Source organism: Streptomyces sp. NBC_01092, assembly GCF_045039535.1.
Lineage (GTDB): Bacteria > Actinomycetota > Actinomycetes > Streptomycetales > Streptomycetaceae > Streptomyces.
In genome coordinates, this window is record NZ_CP108659.1 from 5,448,377 (window position 1) to 5,468,191 (window position 19,815).

The following is a 19,815-nucleotide window of genomic DNA, read 5'->3' on the forward strand; positions in this document are numbered from 1 at the left end:
CCTGGAAACAGGTGGACGACCAGGGCAGTCGTCAGACAGCCTGACCTGCGTGCCGACTCCTTCCCCCGCTGCTCTGCCCATCCGCCGTCTGACGCTCCGCGACCTCACCGCCTGCGCCGACTTGTCCGAGGATCGGGGTTGGCCCCGTGAGGAACACAAGTGGGGTTTCCTCCTCACAGCCGGGAGGGGCTACGGCATCGACGCCCCCGACGGCGGTCTCGTCAGCGCGTGCGTCGTCACGGACTACGGCCCTCAGGAGCGCCCCGATCTGGGAGCCATCGGCATGGTCCTGGTTGCCGAGCGGTATGCCCGCCGGGGCATCGGCCGCCGGCTCATGCGTCACGTCGTCGACTCGATGGGCACCACACCGCTGACGCTGCACTCGACGCCGTACGGCCAGCCGCTTTACGAGGAGCTCGGCTTCAAGGTCACCGGCCGGGCGGAGATGCTGCGCGGACGGTTCACGCCCAGTGGGTCGGAGCCGACGGTGGCCACGCGTGCGGCCACCGCCGAGGACCTCAGCGCCCTCGTGCGGCTCGACGAAGAGGTGTTCGGCGCCGATCGCACGCACATCATCACGCGGCTGCCCGCCTTCGCCGACCAGCTGCGCGTTGCCGAGGAGAACGGGCGGATCGTCGGATACGCGGGCGCCTGGCCCAACATGGACACGCAGGTCGTGGGCCCACTGATCGCCCGAGACACCGAGACCGCGAAGGCACTCATCGCCGCCCTCGGCGCCCACACCGACCGTCCGTTGCGCACGGACATCGACGTACGCCATGACGAGCTGCTGGCGTGGGCGAAGGAGCACGGTCTGGCGTCCGTCGCCTTCAACGCGGTCATGACGTACGGCATCTCGGAACTCCCCGGCGACTGGACCCGGCGCTTCGCTCCGCTGACCGTGGCGGCGGGCTGAGGTGTCGGCTGCCAGTTGAGGCATCCAGGAGAAACGCCGGCCCCCATCGGGGACCGGCGTTCTTCGTCCGTGGCGTGCTGCCGTCAGGCGAGCACCTCGATCGCGGCCGTCGCGAACCCGTGGTCCTGCTCGGGCGCACCGCCACCGACACCGATCGCGCCGATCAGCCGACCGTCCCGGTGGACCGGGACACCGCCCGCGATGAACAGCAGCGGTCGATCGAGCGCGGTGGGCAGGGTGTGGAAGAGCCCTCCGGGCTGCACGGCGTCGACGAGGTCGGCGGTGGGGGCGTTGAGCTGGAGTGCCGTGTAGGCCTTGCGGGTGCTGGTCTCCCCGGAGATCAGCACGGCTCGGTCGTCACGCCGGAAGGCGAGCAGATGGCCTCCGGCGTCCAGGACCGTGACGCTCACGGTCACCCCGGCCTCCTCGGCCGCACGGTGTGCGGCGGCGACGAGGAGGTCGGCGTCCTGAGTGGTCAGGGGGGCGACTGCAGTGATGGTGCTCATGGGCGTTCTCCTTGCGGTGTGTGCTGAGGTAGAGCGGTGTAGTGCTGTTCCGGCCGGTCGCTGAGCCGACTGCGCGGGAGCGGCCCTGACCCCGCACAGGGGACGGCTCAGTCGTGTACGGCGGCTGGCTGCTCGGCGGGCACGCTGCTCGCGACAACGGCGCTGGAGGCGGCTCCGTCGCGGCGCTCCAGTGCGGCCGAGAGGAACGCGAGCAGCAGCGCGGACGCGGCGAGAGCGGCACCGACCCAGTTGGGGGACGTGTAGCCGTAGCCGGCCGCGATGACGATCCCGCCGAGCCAGGCGGAGAGGGCGTTGCCGAGGTTGAAGGCGCCGATGTTCACGGCCGAGGCCAACGTCGGGGCGCCGTGCGCCTGGTCGAGGACGCGCTTTTGCAACGGGGGAACGGTGGCGAAGCCCAGGGCGCCGATCAACGCAATGGTGACGGCGGCGAGGACCTTGTTGTGCGCCGTGAACGTGAAGAGCGCGAGTACGACGGCGAGGGCGCCCAGGGAGACGTACAGCATGGGCATCAGCGCGCGGTCGGCGTACTTGCCGCCGATCAGGTTGCCACCGACCATGCCGAGCCCGAACAGGACCAGCAGCCAGGTGACGGAGCCGTCGGCGAAGCCTGCGACGTTGGTCATCATCGGCGCGATGTAGGTGATGGCTGCGAAGACGCCGCCGAAGCCGAGGACCGTCATCGCCATGGCGAGCAGGACCTGGGCGTTCTTGAACGCGGCCAGCTCGTGGCGCAGACGTACGCCCTGGGCCTTGGGCATGTCGGGGACGAGCTTGGCGACGCCGATCAGACCGACGACGCCGAGGGCGGCGACGATGCCGAAGGTGACGCGCCAGCCGGCGGACTGTCCGACGAATGTGCCCAGCGGGACGCCGACCACGTTGGCGACGGTCAGACCGGTGAACATCATCGCGATGGCTCCGGCCTTCTTGTCCGGGGCGACCAGGTCGGCCGCGACGACTGAGCCGATGCCGAAGAAGGCACCGTGGGCGAGCGAGGCGACCACACGGCCGATCAGCATGACGGCGAAGGCGGGCGCGACGGCGGACAGCAGGTTGCCGACGATGAACAGTCCCATCAGCACCATCAGCATCCGCTTGCGGGAGACCTTGGTGCCGAGCACGGTCATCAGCGGAGCGCCGAGGACCACGCCGAGCGCGTAGCCGGTCACCAGCAGCCCGGCGGTGGGGATGGAGACACCGAAGTCACCCGCGACCTCGGGCAGCAAGCCCATGATCACGAACTCGGTCGTTCCGATTCCGAAGGCCCCGATCGCGAGGGCCAGAAGCGCGAGAGGCATGGAGGGATAACACCTTCCGGAAGATTGCAGGAGCGCTTTACGTTCGAAGACAATACTTGCAGACGCGGCATACTTGCAAGCGCAGGCTATTGCGATCCTGCTCTACCCTGACTTCAGCCGCTTCGGGACGGAGAAACGCCATGACAGCGACAGACCCCGCGCTCACCGCCCTCGCCCAGGGCTGGTGCGCCCTCTCCCTGCTCCACGGCAGGATCGAGACGCACATCGAGCGCGCCCTGCAGGCCAAGCACGACCTCAGCGTGCGCGAGTACTCCCTGCTCGACGTGCTCAGCCGCCAGCACAACGGCGAAGGCGGCCACCTCCAGATGAAGCAGGTCGCCGACGCCGTCGTCCTCAGCCAGAGCGCCACCACCCGCCTCGTGACGCGACTGGAGGACCGCGGCCTGCTCTCCCGCTACCTCTGCCCCACCGACCGCCGCGGCATCTACACCGACGTCACCGAAGCCGGCCTCAAACTCCTCACCGAAGCCCGCCCCACCAACGACAAGGCGCTGCGCGAAGCCCTGGACGAGGCCGCGAGGAACCCCGATCTCGTTCCGCTGGTCCGGGTCGTGGAGTCGCTCCCGGCGCCCGCATAGGGTGCGGGCATGGGAGATCTTGAGATACGCCCCGCGGTCGCCGACGACATCCCCGCGATCGTCGGCATGCTCGCGGACGATCCGCTCGGCGCCCGGCGCGAGTCGCTCGACGACCTGACGCCTTACCTGCCCGCCTTCGAGCGGCTCAGCAGTGACCCGAACCAACACCTTGTCGTCGCCGTCCGCGAGGGCCGAGTCATCGGCACACTCCAGCTCACAGTCATTCCCGGACTGTCCCGGCGCGGCGCGACCAGGTCGATCATCGAAGCCGTGCGCATCCACTCCTACGAGCGCGGCAGCGGCCTGGGCACGCAGCTCATCGAGTGGGCGATCGACGAATCCCGGCGCCAGAACTGCCAGTTGGTGCAGCTGACCTCCGACAAGAGCCGTACGGACGCCCACCGCTTCTACCAGCGGCTCGGCTTCACGACCTCGCATGTGGGTTTCAAGCTCGAGCTGTGAAACGGCGAGGCGCCTGTTTCACGTGAAACAGGCGCCTCGCCAGTCCTGGGGCGGTCAGAGCCGGCTGATCCCCCGCCACCCGTCGGGATCCACTCCACCCGGCACAGCGGCCCCCTCGTCGTACGGCTGACGCGTGAACACGAACGATCCGAGGTCCAGGTGGTCCACGGCCCCGTCAGGGCGTCGTACGGCCTTCAGGAGCTCGCCGGCGTAATAGCCCTCCAGTCCCGTCCATGTGCCGTCACCGTTGGCTCGGAATCGCGAGCGGCGGCCCTTGCCGGACAGCGGCTCCAAGGAGGCCAGTCCGTCGGCCGTGAACCGCAGCGCGAAGGCATGTGTGCCCCAGTACCACTGCCCGGCCAGCTCCAGCACCGCTGGATCGGCTTCCTGCATCGGCCGCCACGGCGCGGGAATCCGCGGCTCTGCCTCTGCGACGATCCGGACAAGGTCGGCGGCGACCGTGAACAGCATCGGTCCTGAGGTGCAGTTGGCCAGGACGACCGCGGCGACATCGTCCTCGACGCTGACACTGAGGCAGGCGAGGAAGCCCGGCAAGGAACCCGTGTGTCCGAGCAGGGCCCTGCCGTCCTGGTGCCGGAGCTCCAGACCCAGGCAGTAGGCATAGCCGCCGGCCACGTCCGCGGCCTCCTGCGGAGCCGTCGGCGTCCTCATATCCCGCAGCGACTCGGCACTGAGCACACGGTCGTCCCCCTTGATCAGGAAGACCGCGAAGCGGGCCAAGTCACCGGTGGTCGACCAGAGTTGACCGGCCGGGGCCATACGGCCGAGGTCCTCGACCGGCTCGGGAAGCATCGCGTCGGCCCAGGGATGCACCGCCCAGCCTCCGGCATGCGGCGCCTGCGGTCGCGTACTCGTGCGGTTCAGCTCCAGGGGTTCGAGCACTTCACGCCGGAGTACGTCCTCCCACGGAGCCCCGCGCAGCTTCTCGACCAGCGCGCCCAGCAGGGTGTAACCGGGGTTCGAGTAGTGGAACCGGCGGCCCGACGGATGGATGAAGGGCTGTTCACCCAGGACGTCGGACAGCTCGGGCCGCAGAGATCCAGAAGTCCGCTCCCACCACGGCCCGGGCGACTCGGCGGCCAACCCACTGGTGTGCGCGAGCAGCTCGGCGATGGTGGCCTCCCCTGCTCCGGTGCCAGGCAGGTGCTTCTCCAGCGGGTCACCGAGGTCGAGGAGTCCCTCGTCGCGCAGTCGCAGGACGAGAACGGCGGTGAAGGTCTTGGTGATCGAGCCGATGCGGTACTGCACATGCTCGTCCGGCCCGTGCCCGTCCACCGAGGTGCGCGAGCCGTGCCACACCGCGCGACCGTCCCGCACCACCGCGGCCACCATTGAGGGCGCACGTCCCTCGGCCTGGGCCACGGCGATGCGGTGCAGCAGTGCGCGGCGCGTAGCGGGAAGCAGCTCGTCCTGAGATGTCGTCATGCCCACAGTCCACCCCGGCGGTCGCTCGGGAGTCGAGCGCATAATCGCCGGGGCGGCGGATCAGGTCCGCGCATGGTGTAGGTTCCGGTGAGCTGTGTCCTCCGGAACTGCGGTGACCTGCACTTTCAGGCTAGATTCCACAGTCTTGTCAGTGGCCCAGTCCCGCCTTCGTGTCATTTTCCTAGGCGAATGGAAAGCTATCGGCCTCTCACTGACGGCGCCCCTCGTCGGCGGACCCCGGTCCGTGAGGCCGAGCCACCGGTCATCGAAAGATCACCAGAGCGTCCAACTTCCCCCCTCGACACCGACATCGGACAGACCCGGTGGCCACAGTTCTGAGACGGTGACCCGCGAAGTCCAGGACTAGAATCCGATGGCGCTGGCCTGCCGCAGACGGCAAGGCGCTGCAGTGGGAGAAGGGCACATGGCAACAGGTATCGACGACTACCGACGCAAGTGCTGGGACGCGGCTCTGCATGCTTATGGGACCAGCTACATCTTCCAGAAGCGGGCCAACCGCCTGAAGCGCAGTACCGATCTGCTGACTTGGGTCGGCCTCGCGGTCCCACTACTCATCGGAGCACTGGTCGGAACGCTCGGAGGGTACAAACTCTGGGGCGCGGCCATCGCCACCGGATCTGTGATCGCCGCGGCGCAGCTCGTCATCAACCTGTGGTCCGTTGTCAAACGATGGCCGGAGGAACTGCCCTACTCCTCTGCCTCGGCCACGGCCAACGAGTCGCTGGCCTCCCGGTTCGCCGCGCTCGGAGATGACCCCCCGACGGGGCTCCAGGCGCTGCGTACCCAGTTCGAAAAGCTCAACGTCGAAGACACCGCCAGGCGGGCCAGGGACAACGAGAAGAGCGTGACGGAGAAGGAGCGTCGCATGGGCATGCGCGCCGGGCTACGGAAGTTCCAACGCCCATGCTCAGCCTGTCACCAGGTTCCGACCACGATGGACCCGTCCAACTGTGGTGTCTGCGGACAATTCTAACTGCCAGTAAAGGATTCAGTAGATGGACAACAAGGTAGCCGTGGCAATGCAGGGCTTCATCGCCCTCACCCCAACCCAGCGCGCCGAATTCATCACCCTTCTCAACAACTACACCCAGGGCACCTCGGCCACCCAGGAACGCATTAAGAGAGAATCCCTGAGGGACTGGGTCACCAGGGTTGACCTCGGTCCGACTACCCAGACTTGCCCCCGCTGCGGTCGATAGTCATCGGCCGCAGCGGGGCTTGTCCAGGCAACAACTTTCTGGGGCGTGACACGATCAGCGGCATGGATGCTTCCCGGAACCCCGAGTACCTCCGCAAGACCACCGAAGCGGTGACCGAGTTCAAGGATGCCTTCACGGCATTCATGGAGCTCCACACAGAGACGAAGGAAGCCGGCTTCGGGCGTGGCCTCCTGCCTGCCGCGGTCGCCCGAGATGGGGTGTCGCCCGAAGAGCTCCAGGCCGCCACCGACCGGGTGGCACGCGCGGCCGGCCGCGCGTCGGCAGCCCCCGGCCTGACCCGGATGTACATAGGCGTCGCCGGCTTTTCCGAACCCGTGGACCCGATCGCGGCTTGGAGAACCGTCATCACGCCGAAGCCGTTGCTCGAACCGGGCGACGTACTAGATTCGGCGGAGCAAATTCTGGGCCGCCTGGAAGCACTGACGGACAAGGCGGAGGCTGAGCTCCCTCCGACCACCGGGGTAGAGGCGATGCACCCGACGATTTGGGGAGCCGCCCGGAAGCTTTGGCTCGACGGCCACTTCCGTCTCGCTGTCCAAAGCGCCGCCGAGACTCTCACGTCGCAGCTAAAGACCCGAACCGGGTTGGCCAACATGGACGCCACCAACGTCTATGAGAGGGCCTTCAACTCCAGGAACCCGATGCTGACTTGGCCCGGGGATCCGAGCGACCGCACGGTCAGCTCTATGCAGAACGGTCTTTCCAAGTATGCGCCCGGACTCAACATGACCGTCCGTAACACGGCCACCCACGTGACCTCCGACGAGATGACCGCCCAGCAGGCTCTGGAACGCCTGGCGGCTCTGAGTCTCCTCGCGCACTGGATCGACGAGTGCGAAGGGCCGATCTGACCTACGTGCAACATAACGCGGGTCCGGTGAGGAACTGAACTGTGGTGCCTCCAGGTTGTTGTGATCGTGACCCGAGTCGCCCCAAGGGAACAGCGCCCTCGAGGCCCCTAGCGATTCGCTCGCCCAAAAGCCACTTCCCAAGCGGCTGCTCGGGTGGCATCGGAGATACGCGACTTCATTGCCTCCGACTGATCAATTGCGGATATTATCTTCGCTGCAGCCACGTAGACTTCACGCAACTGAGTAATGCGCGCATCCTTCTCTTGGTCGCCGGATACATCGAGATCGTCAATGACTGCATTCAATCTCCGCAGCCATATCTTCTCTTCTTCCTGACCCTGCCTGCAGATGGATTCAAATTCCCTGAACCCGAGGGCCTCGAATTGCCTTTGCCCTGCACGAGCCTCCCTCAACATTAGATCACCAATTGCCGACTGCCAGTCGCGATAAACGTATGCCTCGCGGACAGTCAGACTTACAACAGCTCTATCGATATTTTGCTCGATCTTCTCGTGTGTGACCTGGTCGCAGCCGAGGGACTCGACAAGACCATCAGAGAGGGTCCGAGTGAGTTCTTTCTGCTGGCCAGGCATGAGGTGCTCGACACTTGCAGCTTCTCGTTCCTGCAGGTACTGATCCACTTGGCGATGCAGCACTGAGCCTGATCGAGCGATTCTGTCATCAGGGAATTGTTTATCTATGTCCAAGGCTCGCATTAGCGACTTGACTCTTCTCACCTCGACGTGTCCGCCGTCGGCAAGGGCTGAACTGAATGCCTGCAATGCACTATCCAATGCCTTCACCTTGGAGAAGTCAGAGCCAGGAATATAGACCAACTCCCGACGCAGGGCTCGAATCCAGGCAATGACCCCGGCAAGGCGATAGAGCGTACTTAGGGCCTTGTAATGTTCGTACTTTGTACGATGCTCATGCCCCTTCAGATAGGTGTCGGCCCTTTGTTGACCGAAGACCTCCCGAAGTCTCCAGAAAAGATCAGAGCAGCTGGCTGCGATGGGCTGAGCGTACTTCTCGAAGGTTGACTCGATACTTTGTTTCCTCGCCTGTCTGGTGCGCTGGCGAAGGAAGATCTCTCCCACTAGAACGCCCACGAAGGCTGCAATTCCCGATATCACTGCAGCTTGCGCCTGGACTGACATCGCCGGAAGCCTCCTGGACGCTCGATCGAGGCTTGGCCTACATGGTAAGGATCAACCCAGGATTGGGCACCTGCATCTTGACCTTGTCAGCCGCCTCTCTGGGCCGGTCGTGGCGGCTCGAGGTAGCCCCGCATGTGGAGGGACGGCTTCAACTGGCCCCACCTGACTCGTGCTGTGGCTTGCGGTAGGGCTGCTTCATACCGTCATTGATGAAGGCTCCTCCGGACAGCCGCGACGCCGATTGAAGGTGCTGCCCTTACCATTCAGCAGCCGCATCGAGCTGGTTCCGTGGCCCCGCGGCGTGGATCGCTGCGACTACGGCTTCGCCGATCTTGGTTAGTTTCATGGGCGCCGCCGTGGTTGCACGAGTGAGGAGTGGGTGTCCGATCTCGCGACGCAGTCTTCCAACTCTCGTGATCAGGGCCGTGTGGTGGGTTCCGAGCGCTTCGGCGGCTTCCTTGAGCGTCCGATAGCGTGACACTGCGGCGAACTCGCGGAGGCGGTCCCATGCGCCGGGCCCCGTGAAGGCAGGACGGAGGATTTCCGGTGCCTCTCTGGCCTGAGCGGCCAAGTGTGCGAGTTCGGGGCGGGTGTGCCCGTTCACCTTGGTCACGGGGATGCCGTGCAGCTTGGCCCATCGGGTCATGGTCGTGGGGCTGAGGCCCTTCTCACAGCCGAGGTCTGCCAGGGTCCGGCCGCGGACCAGGTACTGCTCGCGGAGCCATGCTCCGTCGACGTAACCCTTGCGCGGGCCCGTTGCGTTGGGCTCGCGGACCTCAATGCCGTAGTGCTCCGCGAGACGCCTCGTGACGTTGCGGCTGACGCCGGCGAGGTCCGCGATCTGGCGGAGGCCGAGATGTTCTGCGTAGTAGAGCCGCCGGAACTCGTCCGGCGGGAAGGCCTGCTTCGCGATCCGCATGGCCTCGCCGTCGTTCCGCCGACGACTGCGTGGCCTCGGCTGGGCCGGTGCGGGAGATCGGTGCAGCAGAACTCGGACAGCTTCATGCGACGTGCCGAGTTCGCGGGCAGCCTGCTCCGTCGTCATGGACGGCGAACGGATCATTTGGTGTAGACGGCTGATGTCGATCTTCTCCAGGTCATGACCTGCCGTTCCCAAGCCATCGGCAATCACCGTCGGCGGTTCCCACGACAAGGGTTCGCCGTCGATGCCGTTCTGTGCGAGGAAGTCGGATCCAGCGCGATGCATGCCGTCTCTGACTTCAGGCGTCAGGAACGCGGCGAAGTAGTTCACGTGTGGACGGTCCATCGGCCGAGTGATCGCGAAGTGGGCGGGGGCGAGATGTGCCGGAAGCCCGCTCAACTGCTCGAAGAGTGTGCTTCGCGCCACGGTGAGACGACGTCCCTGGCCAGGGTGGACGCTGGCGTCCTCGCAGATCTGCTGCCATCGGGCCTCGGTAAGTAGATCGGTGTAGTCCAACATGCGGCGACGCTGGTGGTCGATGGGCACTTCGTGAGCGTCAAGGTAGTCCGCCAGCCGCACCAGTGCCGCGCTGACCACCGCCCAGTGTCCCTGCGCATGCAGGAGCTGCAGGACTTTCGAGGTCATCTGCCGGGTGGTCACGTTGCCGAGACGACGCGTGATCACTCTGAGGTCGTCGCGTGTGCCCACCAACGCCAGAGAAGCGGACAGGCAAGGACGCAACGTTCGGCTGTATGCGCCTTGTGGCGGCGACAACAGGACGGACCAACCGGGCCAAAAGCATGAGGGAATCTTGTGAAGGCGCTGCTCCGCCCGGCCGCCGCGAGGGGACGGTCTGGAGGGAAGGAAGGCCGGAAGCCGGTAGCGGAGCTGATCACTCGGCCGCAGCATCGGTTCCTGCGCTGTCAGCTGGACGGCGCTCAGCAGCGGAGTAATGCCGTGCATCCTGTGGAAGCCCGTCAGACGCTTCAGTGTTTCTGAAGGATCGGCAGCGGCGACAAGATGCCGAAGCTCCCGGCCAGCAGCATGGACGTCGGCCTGCCCGAGGACTTGGAGAGCGGCGGCAATCCCGATGGCCTGAACGGGTGCAGTCAGGCTGCGCCTGGCAGGAACGGTGCCCGTGACCTCAGGAAGAACCCCTTTCACGCCCTCGTAGATCTCTCGCGTGTCGTGCGGTAACACGTTGGCCAGACCGCTGTCCGCAGCATCGACCAGGAGCCGGGAGGAGAGGGCACGAAGATCAGCCAGTGCCTCCAATGCAGAGAAGCTCTGTGGAGCGCTGGCGTAGATGCAGAACCCTGCTGAATCGTGCTCTGCGGTCTCCGCCAGCAGCTTCTGTGCTCTCAGAAGCGTGTGAGTGGGCTCAAGTTGCCGGCTTGTCGTCTCGGACAGCGGGTGGCCGCAGCGTTGATGGCTTCTGCCGCGTCCTCCGCGCTGGTCGGGGACGGCACATCTTCCCGGCTCTGGGACATAGCGCTGTTGGTGCAGCCGTCTCCAGGGCACTTGACCGCACTGGGGGCATGTATCGACGAGCAGGCGGTTGTGATCGAGGCAGGCGAACATCCAGCCCAGCCGCCAGCCCAGTTTCCACCGGCCTTTCGTCTCGGCCAGGCAGTCCGGGCAGAAGCGCGATCCGGCCTGGCGTCCCCAGAGGTGCCATCGGCTGACCTGCCTCGTTTCCCGTTTGATCTTGACTGCTCGGCCGTCGAAGTGCGCGAGCGTCATCGCGTGCAAAGCCTCGACGTTCACGCCGGTGGCGTGAGAGATCCCGACGGCTTCGTGGTCACGGAGCAGGATCGCCCAGCGGGCCGGGATATCGCGGCGGCAGTCGCCGGCTTCAACCCGTCGAGCCAGACCGAGGGCCGGCAACACTTCACTCAAGGGTGTCCTCAAGCGGTAGGCGATCGCCTCGAACCACGAGTCCAGCGCTTCGCCGGGCAGCGGCAGGACCGTGATCGGCAAGGAACGGAGCGTACTCACGCTGCCTTCTTCTTGGGCTTGCTGACCAGCCGTCCTGCGGCGAAAGCCCGCTGAAGTTCTTCGCGTCCTTTCTCGGAGGCAGCGTCGTTCTTCACTCTCGACAGCAGTTCGAGGTCGATCCGCTCGACGCCTGTGCGTACGGCTCTCTGACAGGCGCGGTTGATCAATGTCATGAGGGAGCCGATGTGTCCGGTGCTGCGGGCGAACAACTCGTCGGACAGTTCGTCAGCGATCATCCCGGGGTACTTGTCCGCTAGGACGACCCGTTCCTCGATCGCGAGCAGGGTGTTGCGCCAGTCCCTTCGCACCTCCTCGGTGCCGATGGCGAAGGGCTTCATGCCCAGCCGGGTGGTGCGGCGTCCCGTTTGGGCAAGTACGGCGTCTTCATAGCTGTCACCCTCATCGAACAGACCTCGCGACTGTAGGCCGACGCCGATCATGAGCAGGGTGACGGGGAACTCATTGGCGATGTACTTGAAGTGGTTGCTCACCTCGATGCCGGACCGGTTCCGCCAGCGCAGGAAATGCAGGTCATCGACGATCAGGAGCGTCGTTTCGCAGGAAAGGACGCAGTCGAGTGCACGGAAGCCGAAGTCGGTGGCGGTGCCGCGGAAGCGTCCGGGATGACCGTAGAACTCCAGGATCGCCCGGTTGAAGTCGCGCATGCTGGTGTTACTGGTCAGACCCACTCGGCAGACGGGCCACCTCTCGTGCCCCTGGTCGGTATGCTCCCCCTCCTCCTTGATCACACGTCGGTGAAGCCGTTTAGCAAAGGCGAGGGCGGCCGTGGTCTTGCCCAAGCCGGGGAAGGCGTCGATTGCGATGCTGCCCTTGACCTTGTCGCCGTCCTGTTCGTTGCTGTCGATGATGTCCCACAGGTCCTCGTGCAGGGCTTCCATCTGCGGAGTGCGCAAGGGCCCGAGGTTCGCGTGCCACTTACGGCGGCACCGGTCGTAGTCGGCGCGGGCCGTTTCTCCCAGAAGGGACAGCTGACGGCGAGTGAGGTGGTCGGGGCGGGGCCTCGCCGGAGCATCCACCAAACGCCGGAAGCCTTCTTTGCGGGACAGGGTCAGGTGATCAAGTTTGGCTTGGAGATCATCGGCGGAACACTTCTGGTCAGTCATCGATGTCCTTCAAGGCCGTGGCGTAGAAGTCGAGTTCCTCTTCCAGTTCCTCCAGGCCGTCGGCGTCGTCATCGCCCGCCTCCGGCTCCCGGGCGACCTCGATCGCCGGAGGCGCCGACTGCTCGGGAAGGGACAGCACGCGGGCGACCGACGGCAGCGAACGGACGTCGTCGGTCGGCTGCTCGGGAAGATCCAGGGCGACCTGTTCGCGGGAGAGCCGTAGTGCCATCCGCCGTTCGACGAGGGAAGTGCCCAGCCCCAGGCTCCACCGCTTCAGCAGCAGTGCGATGGCGAGCCGGTCGTCGGGATAGGTGTACTCCTTCGCCGCCAGACGCCGGGCGTATTGCAGCGCTTCCTCGCTCAGCGGCATGGCCAGGCTGGGCGCGTGCTCCCACTGAAGGGTGTGCCAGACGCGTTCCTGGTCCCGGAAGTGGATCCGGGTGACATCGTCGGGGTCTGCGAAGAACGGCAGTCGCCGTTTGTCCAGGCCGATGTCGGAGCCAGCCATGTCCCGCAGCCCGTCGAGGCAGCCGCCGTTGTAACGGCGTCCGTTGATCTCGACGCCGTAATGCTGGACGGTGCGCATCGTGACATCCAGGAACTCGTAGGCCAGGTGCGGGTCGCGGGGCACCTCGATGTAGCCCGCCCTCGCGAGGCCATGCTCGAACATCGCCGCAGGCGACAACTCCACCTTCGGCAAGTACGGGTCGAGCAACCCAGCGTGTGGCCTGCGGTGATACGTCACCGCGGTCCACTCGCGGATGATCGCCTCCAACTCATGGTGGAAGAAGAAGGCGTCCTTCTCCGGATTCAGCCCACGCGAGTGGATGTCCGGCCCCTTGTAGCCGGGCAGCCGCTGCAACAGATCTTCCCGCAGAGTGCGGAAATACCGCTCCACCGGCCCCTTGTCGCGGCCTGTGCGCAACCTCGCCGGCTGCACCGAGATCCCCATCCGGCGACAGACGCTTGTCAGATGCGCCGACAAGTAGATCTTGCCGTGGTCGACGATCAACGTCTCCGGAGCCACCTTCGGACCCCAGACCCCCGTGACAGGCCCGTGGACGGCCTCAGCCTCCACCAGCACCCCGCACGGAATGCCGTGCTCGGGCCAGGCCGCTTCCCTCGGCCAGCTCTCCGGAACCGGCTGAGGCCGGTAAGCCTGATAAAGGACAGCCGCCGCGTCGATCGCCTTCGTCGACACCGGAGTCACCCGCAGACCGATGATGCATCGGGTGTACCAGTCCATCGCGACGGTCAACTCAGCCTGCATCCACCGCAGCGTCACCGGGTCGAGCGCGAACACGTCCAGTCGCGTGGTGTCCATCAGCACGTACTCGCCCGGCCGCGTGGGCCGCAGCTTCCCGTAGACCCCCCTCGGGCGGTCGGCGATGTCCCGGTTGCGCTTGGTACTCAACCGGAACGTCGGATGGCGCCGCTCCAGCTCCTGCATCCACCGATAGGCCGTCGTCCGCGGCGGCAACGGCACCTTGACCAGCTTGAACTTGGTCCTGACGCGGGCCTCGACCTCCTCCAGCACCACCTTCACCGAGGGCCGCGACTCCTCCTCGTACTCCTTCAGCACCTCTTCCGCGACCTCAACCCAGCGCGGATCAGCGTTGCCCAGTCCGCCGTCCGCCTGCGCGGTCTTCGGCACCAGCCCGGCCTCACCCAACTCACGGAAGGCCCGCGCCCACCGGCGCACCGTCCGCGCGGTCACCCCCAGTTCCGCCGCCTTGGCCTCATACCGAACCTGCATAGGCAGACCAGGGGCGTACTGCGGGCGCGGCTCATCCGGCCGTGGGAGGTCCTCGCTTCCGGAACGGTAGCCCGTCAGCATCTCCCGAACATGTTCGGCCCGCTCCAGGACGACCTTCTTCTCGTCCTTGGTCAGCCGGTTCAGCACCACGGCCGCGAGATCCTCGTCATCGGCGGCAGACGGGCCCGACCTATCGTGGATCAGCTCGGCGCGATCGCAAGTCAGCAGCTCGCGCAGCGACATCCTGGCCAGCCGGTCGCGCCCGTCCTTGAGAACGACCTCCATTCCCGTGGCCAGGCTGGCGAACTCCACGACCTCGACCGTCTCCCCGTCCAGCCGGAAGTGCGTCCCGACCCCCAGCTTCGTCCCCGCCCCGCTCATGCGGCCCTCCGCAACACGTGGCCTGTGCTCAACGGCCGGTCCAGCGCGGTCATCACATGCCCGGACCACAGCAGATGCAGCACCGCCGACTTCACCAGCGGTCGGGGACACTCCGGCCGCAGCCGGAAGGCATCGCCCAGCGACATCCCGTCCAGGTCCACCGCCCGCAGCGCGGCCACCAGGTCAGGGTCGAACAGCCCGGCGCGGCGGTAGCCGGCCAGGAATCGGACGTTCTCCAGCACATGCGGATCCGGCTCGCTCCACACCTCGTACTGCCACCCGCGCGAAGTCACGGCCTCCTGCGTCCAGGCGAAGGTGAAAGCGACTTCCGGCTTCTCAAGTCGGTGCCGCGGCTTGACGTCCACGACCACCGGACCGTCATCCGTCAGCAGCAGATAGTCCGGGATGTGCTTGCGGACCTTGCCGTCAACGTCGGCCTTGAGCAGGAACGGCTGGGCGACGATGTGCCACACCTCGGGAGCAAAGTCGGCGAACAACAGCCGCCCCAGCTCCAGCCGCGACTCGTAGACCACATGATCGCCCATGGTGGCTGACCAGTATGTGCCCGAATAGTGCTGCTGCCCCTTGAACCAGCGGAATGTCCTCCACGGCCGGGCCTGCCGCAGCAGTCCGAGCGGCACCGATGGCCACTCCAGGTCCTCCACCACGGCGTCGTCACCACGCCGGACACTCAGCCGTACCGGCGTGGCCACCGCTGTACCCATCGGACCACCAACCCCGCGCTTCCCCAGGCCGCCTTGTCGGCCGCCGAACGCTTGGGTCCTGCCCCGGCCACGCCCGCAGACGCCGCACGGGGCAGTCCTGTACACAAAGTGGGGAACTACTCGCTCACGAGGCATGAATCCCATGCCCGCGTCCTATTGGCCGCGCAGTGGACACGGCCGGTGGGAAAAGGACACGAAATCTGGGAACCTACACATGGGTGGATCAGGTCTGGGCCATGTCCACGAATCGTGAGTAGTGGCCCTGGAAAGCGACCGTGATCGTGGCCGTCGGACCATTACGGTGCTTGCCCACGATGATGTCCGCCTCGCCCGCGCGGGGTGACTCCTTCTCGTAGGCATCCTCACGGTGCAGCAGGATCACCATGTCGGCGTCCTGCTCGATGGATCCGGACTCACGCAGGTCGGACACCATCGGCTTCTTGTCCGTGCGCTGCTCGGGGCCACGGTTGAGCTGCGACAGCGCGATCACCGGGACCTCCAGCTCCTTCGCCAGGAGCTTGAGGTTACGGGACATGTCCGACACCTCCTGCTGACGGCTCTCGGAACGCTTCGAACCACCGGCCTGCATCAGCTGCAGATAGTCGATGATCACGAGCTTGATGTCATTGCGCTGCTTCAGCCGCCGGCACTTCGCGCGGATCTCCATCATCGACAGGTTCGGGGAGTCGTCGATGTAGAGCGGCGCCGCCGAGACCTCGGGCATCCTCCGGGCCAGCCGGGTCCAGTCCTCGTCCGTCATGGTTCCGGAGCGCATGTGATGCAGGGCCACGCGCGCCTCGGCCGACAGCAGACGCATCGCGATCTCGTTGCGCCCCATTTCGAGGGAGAAGATGACACTCGCCAGGTTGTGCTTGATCGACGCTGCTCGCGCGAAGTCCAGTGCGAGCGTGGACTTACCCATCGCGGGACGGGCCGCGATGACGATCATCTGGCCAGGGTGCAGACCGTTGGTGAGCGAGTCTAGGTCCGTGAACCCGGTGGGCACACCGGTCATCTCGCCGGTGCGGGATCCGATCGCCTCGATCTCGTCGAGCGCGCCCTCCATGATGTCGCCGAGCGGCAGGTAGTCCTCGCTGGTGCGCTGCTCGGTGACCGCGTAGATCTCGGCCTGGGCGCGGTTGACGATCTCGTCGACGTCGTCGTCGGCCGCGTATCCCATCTGCGTGATGCGGGTGCCGGCCTCGACCAGGCGGCGCAGTACAGCGCGCTCATGGACGATCTCGGCGTAGTACTCCGCGTTCGCCGCCGTCGGCACCGTCTGGACGAGGGTGTGCAGATACGAGGCGCCGCCGACCTTGTTGATCTCACCTCGCTTGGTGAGCTCGGCGGCGATGGTGATCGGGTCGGCCGGCTCACCCTTGGCATAGATGTCGAGGATCGCCTGGAAGATCGTCTCGTGCGCGGGCTTGTAGAAGTCGTGGCCCTTGAGGACCTCGACCACGTCGGCGATGGCGTCCTTGGACAGGAGCATGCCGCCGAGCACGGACTGCTCGGCGTCGAGGTCCTGCGGCGGGACCCGCTCGAAGGCCGAACCGCCACCGTCCCACTCGCCGCTCTCACGGCCGCGATCATGCTGTTCGTCGCGTCCTCGGCCACCCTCGCCGCGTCGGCGGGAAGCGGGCAGACGATCACTGGGACCGCTGTCGGCCCACGGGTCGTCCAAGGGCTCGGAAATGCTCACCGAGCCACCTCCTCCCGTCCGCCGAGCGGACCTCGCCGTGCCCCTCAGTTCTACGGCACGCCACTGACAAAATAAGAGGCCCAACTCCGGTTCTGGCACGTCGGTTTTGTGACGCTTTCGCGGCCGACAGACGGAGTGGGCGCCGCACCACGGTAGGCCCGCGGGCACCGTCAGCCAATCTGGTTATCCACAGGCCATGTGGACGACGGCCCGGATGCTGTGGAGAACTCCGCAAAACCTGTGCACGACCCGGTGGACAGCCCTGTGAACAAGCTCCCAGCGATTCCCATGGACCCCCTCTGACCTGCCACTTTCCCGTCCACCGGCTGTGCAGAAGAAAAACTTCCCCAGTCGGACCAAGATCGCTTCGAACGGTGCGCGAAAGCACACGACACGAGACGATCAGTAAGGGCCACTAGTCGATTGCATCTCTTACCTGTGGACGATTAGATTGGTGGCCATGACACAGGCCCCCGCGGCACCCAAGGCCGCCCGACGACAGCACGATCGAGAGATCGTCGCACTGGCCGTCCCCGCCTTCGGTGCACTCGTCGCCGAGCCCCTTTTCGTCATGGCCGACAGTGCGATCGTCGGCCATCTCGGCACGGCCCAGCTCGCCGGGCTCGGGGTCGCTTCGGCCCTCCTCATGACCGCCGTCAGCGTGTTCGTCTTCCTCGCCTACGCCACCACGGCGGCCGTCGCCCGACGCGTCGGCGCGGGCGACCTCCAGGCCGCGATACGCCAGGGCATGGACGGCATCTGGCTCGCCATCCTCCTGGGTGTCGCGGTCATCGCAGTCGTCCTGCCCACAGCACCGTTTCTCGTGGAACTCTTCGGAGCCTCGGATACCGCGGCCCCATACGCGACCACCTATCTACGGATCTCCGCACTCGGCATACCGGCCATGCTGGTCGTACTCGCCGCCACTGGCGTCCTGCGTGGCCTACAGGACACCAGGACACCGCTCTATGTTGCCGGGGCAGGCTTCGTAGCCAACGCCGCCCTCAATCTGGGTCTCGTCTACGGCGCCGACCTCGGCATCGCAGGTTCCGCCTGGGGCACCGTCATCGCCCAGTGCGGCATGGCCGCGATCTATCTCGTGGTCGTGGTTCGCGGAGCTCGCAAGCACGGTGCCTCCCTGCGTCCAGACGCATCCGGGATAAGAGCCTCGGCACAAGCCGGGGTGCCCCTGCTGGTCCGCACGCTCTCCCTGCGGGCCATCCTCATGATTGCGACCGCCGTCGCTGCCCGCCTCGGGGACGCCGACATCGCGGCACACCAGATCATCCTGTCCCTGTGGAGCCTGCTCGCCTTCGCGCTGGACGCCATCGCCATCGCCGGGCAGGCCATCATCGGTCGGTACCTCGGTGCCAACGACGCCGAGGGCGCCCGGGCCGCCTGTCGCCGCATGGTGGAGTGGGGCATCGCAGCCGGCGTCGTGCTGGGCCTGCTCGTGGTGATTTCCCGGCCGCTCTTCCTGCCCTTGTTCACCAGCGACTCGGTCGTCAAGGACGCTGCCCTGCCCGCCCTTCTCGTGGTGGCGCTCTCCCAGCCGATCTGCGGCGTCGTCTTCGTCCTGGACGGCGTCCTGATGGGAGCGGGCGACGGTCCCTACCTCGCCTGGGCCATGGTGCTCACCCTGGCAGTGTTCGCGCCGGTCGCGCTGCTCGTCCCTGTGCTCGGCGGCGGCCTCACGGCGATCTGGGTGGCCATGACGCTGATGATGACCGTGCGCATGCTGACGCTCTGGTTGCGTGCTCGCTCGGGGCGCTGGATCGTCACGGGCGCGACGCGCTGACTGTTTCACGTGAAACACGCTGTTTCACGTGAAACCGACGCTGCCCGCCCTCCGGGCAGGACCCTCCCTTACGAGGCACGCCCGTCCTCGACACAGCGAAGGGGCCGCACCTCAGTAGGTACGGCCCCTCCATTCAGCTGTTCCAGCCGAGCGCAGCGATCAGGCCGCGATGACCTCGATGTTGACCTTGGCGGCAACCTCGGGGTGCAGACGCACGGACGTCTCGTGGGCGCCCAGGGTCTTGATCGGGGAGCCCAGCTCGATGCGGCGCTTGTCGACGTCGGGGCCACCGGCAGCCTTGATCGCGGAAGCGATGTCGGCCGGGGTGACGGAACCGAAGAGACGACCGGCGTCGCCGGAGCGGACGGCCAGACGGACCTTCACACCCTCGAGCTGGGCCTTGACACTGTTGGCCTGCTCGATGGTCTGGATCTCGTGGATCTTGCGAGCACGACGGATCTGCTCGACGTCCTTCTCGCCACCCTTGGTCCAGCGGATAGCGAACTTCCGCGGGATCAGGTAGTTGCGAGCGTAACCGTCCTTGACGTCGACGACGTCGCCCGCGGCACCGAGGCCGGAGACCTCGTGGGTGAGGATGATCTTCATGTTTCGGTCACCCTTCCCTTATCGCGCGGTGGAGGTGTAGGGCAGCAGCGCCATCTCACGGCTGTTCTTGACGGCCGTGGCGACGTCACGCTGGTGCTGCGTGCAGTTGCCGGTCACGCGGCGGGCACGGATCTTGCCGCGGTCGGAAATGAACTTCCGCAGCATGTTCGTGTCCTTGTAGTCCACGTACGTGACCTTGTCCTTGCAGAATGCGCAGACCTTCTTCTTCGGCTTGCGCACCGGCGGCTTCGCCATGGTGTTTCTCCTGTGTGATCAAGAAGTTTGGGTACGACCCACCCTTCGGCC

Annotated in this window: 18 protein-coding genes; 7 read left to right on the forward strand and 11 right to left on the reverse strand. The window is 66.1% G+C overall.

Features of this window, described 5'->3' with window-relative positions:
* The first annotated feature begins 49 nt into the window (after positions 1-49).
* The gene (locus tag OG254_RS24730; protein WP_405585493.1) at positions 50-916 is read left to right on the forward strand and encodes a GNAT family N-acetyltransferase; all 867 of its coding nucleotides are present in this window, start codon (positions 50-52) and stop codon (positions 914-916) included.
* An 83-nt stretch (positions 917-999) separates the two neighbouring features.
* Here OG254_RS24730 and OG254_RS24735 read toward each other — a convergent pair whose 3' ends face one another.
* Together OG254_RS24735 and OG254_RS24740 are read right to left on the reverse strand one after the other, a co-directional pair.
* Entirely contained in the window at positions 1,000-1,422 is a 423-nt protein-coding gene (locus OG254_RS24735) for a heme-binding protein (RefSeq protein WP_405585496.1), read from the reverse strand.
* A gap of 107 nt (positions 1,423-1,529) precedes the next feature.
* On the reverse strand, positions 1,530-2,741 hold the full coding sequence (locus OG254_RS24740; protein WP_405585499.1) for an MFS transporter: 1,212 nt from the start codon (positions 2,739-2,741) through the stop codon (positions 1,530-1,532).
* Positions 2,742-2,881: 140 nt separating this feature from the next.
* On the opposite strand from OG254_RS24740, the gene OG254_RS24745 reads away from it, so the two are divergent.
* Positions 2,882-3,340, forward strand: coding sequence for a MarR family winged helix-turn-helix transcriptional regulator (locus tag OG254_RS24745; protein WP_405585502.1), 459 nt, complete (start codon positions 2,882-2,884; stop codon positions 3,338-3,340).
* A 9-nt stretch (positions 3,341-3,349) separates the two neighbouring features.
* The gene (locus OG254_RS24750; RefSeq protein ID WP_405585505.1) at positions 3,350-3,802 is read left to right on the forward strand and encodes a GNAT family N-acetyltransferase; all 453 of its coding nucleotides are present in this window, start codon (positions 3,350-3,352) and stop codon (positions 3,800-3,802) included.
* Positions 3,803-3,856: 54 nt separating this feature from the next.
* On the opposite strand, the gene OG254_RS24755 is transcribed toward OG254_RS24750, so the two are convergent.
* On the reverse strand, positions 3,857-5,248 hold the full coding sequence (locus tag OG254_RS24755) for a serine hydrolase domain-containing protein (RefSeq protein ID WP_405585508.1): 1,392 nt from the start codon (positions 5,246-5,248) through the stop codon (positions 3,857-3,859).
* A 424-nt stretch (positions 5,249-5,672) separates the two neighbouring features.
* Between OG254_RS24755 and OG254_RS24760 the strand changes: the two genes are divergently transcribed.
* The 3 genes from OG254_RS24760 to OG254_RS24770 all read left to right on the forward strand — a co-directional run bounded on the left by OG254_RS24760 (position 5,673) and on the right by OG254_RS24770 (position 7,340).
* Positions 5,673-6,242, forward strand: coding sequence for a mobilome CxxCx(11)CxxC protein (locus tag OG254_RS24760; RefSeq protein WP_405585511.1), 570 nt, complete (start codon positions 5,673-5,675; stop codon positions 6,240-6,242).
* A 22-nt stretch (positions 6,243-6,264) separates the two neighbouring features.
* Positions 6,265-6,468, forward strand: coding sequence for a hypothetical protein (locus OG254_RS24765; RefSeq protein ID WP_405585514.1), 204 nt, complete (start codon positions 6,265-6,267; stop codon positions 6,466-6,468).
* 62 nt (positions 6,469-6,530) lie between these two features.
* The gene (locus tag OG254_RS24770; RefSeq protein WP_405585517.1) at positions 6,531-7,340 is read left to right on the forward strand and encodes a TIGR02391 family protein; all 810 of its coding nucleotides are present in this window, start codon (positions 6,531-6,533) and stop codon (positions 7,338-7,340) included.
* A 107-nt stretch (positions 7,341-7,447) separates the two neighbouring features.
* Here the strand turns inward: OG254_RS24770 and OG254_RS24775 are convergent, their stop codons facing one another.
* The 6 genes from OG254_RS24775 to dnaB form a co-directional block, all read right to left on the reverse strand.
* Positions 7,448-8,497, reverse strand: coding sequence for a hypothetical protein (locus OG254_RS24775; protein WP_405585520.1), 1,050 nt, complete (start codon positions 8,495-8,497; stop codon positions 7,448-7,450).
* Positions 8,498-8,753: 256 nt separating this feature from the next.
* Complete coding sequence (locus OG254_RS24780) at positions 8,754-11,399, reverse strand: TniQ family protein (protein ID WP_405585523.1); 2,646 nt, start codon at positions 11,397-11,399, stop codon at positions 8,754-8,756.
* A gap of 14 nt (positions 11,400-11,413) precedes the next feature.
* Positions 11,414-12,541: an ATP-binding protein gene (locus tag OG254_RS24785; RefSeq protein WP_405585526.1), complete on the reverse strand. Its 1,128-nt coding sequence runs from the start codon at positions 12,539-12,541 to the stop codon at positions 11,414-11,416.
* Positions 12,534-14,678 carry a helix-turn-helix domain-containing protein gene (locus OG254_RS24790; RefSeq protein ID WP_405585529.1) on the reverse strand — a complete coding sequence of 715 codons (2,145 nt, stop codon included), beginning with the start codon at positions 14,676-14,678 and terminating at the stop codon, positions 12,534-12,536. Before OG254_RS24790 ends, OG254_RS24785 begins: the two co-directional genes overlap by 8 nt.
* Positions 14,675-15,403, reverse strand: coding sequence for a TnsA-like heteromeric transposase endonuclease subunit (locus OG254_RS24795; RefSeq protein WP_405585532.1), 729 nt, complete (start codon positions 15,401-15,403; stop codon positions 14,675-14,677). The genes OG254_RS24790 and OG254_RS24795 overlap by 4 nt, the downstream gene beginning before the upstream one ends.
* A gap of 223 nt (positions 15,404-15,626) precedes the next feature.
* Positions 15,627-17,105: a replicative DNA helicase gene (gene dnaB / locus OG254_RS24800; RefSeq protein ID WP_405585535.1), complete on the reverse strand. Its 1,479-nt coding sequence runs from the start codon at positions 17,103-17,105 to the stop codon at positions 15,627-15,629.
* A gap of 460 nt (positions 17,106-17,565) precedes the next feature.
* On the opposite strand from dnaB, the gene OG254_RS24805 reads away from it, so the two are divergent.
* The gene (locus OG254_RS24805) at positions 17,566-18,903 is read left to right on the forward strand and encodes an MATE family efflux transporter (protein ID WP_405585538.1); all 1,338 of its coding nucleotides are present in this window, start codon (positions 17,566-17,568) and stop codon (positions 18,901-18,903) included.
* Positions 18,904-19,062: 159 nt separating this feature from the next.
* Here OG254_RS24805 and rplI read toward each other — a convergent pair whose 3' ends face one another.
* Positions 19,063-19,509: a 50S ribosomal protein L9 gene (rplI, locus tag OG254_RS24810; RefSeq protein ID WP_351196022.1), complete on the reverse strand. Its 447-nt coding sequence runs from the start codon at positions 19,507-19,509 to the stop codon at positions 19,063-19,065.
* 18 nt (positions 19,510-19,527) lie between these two features.
* Positions 19,528-19,764 carry a 30S ribosomal protein S18 gene (rpsR, locus tag OG254_RS24815; protein ID WP_003949403.1) on the reverse strand — a complete coding sequence of 79 codons (237 nt, stop codon included), beginning with the start codon at positions 19,762-19,764 and terminating at the stop codon, positions 19,528-19,530.
* Between the last annotated feature and the right edge of the window lie 51 nt (positions 19,765-19,815).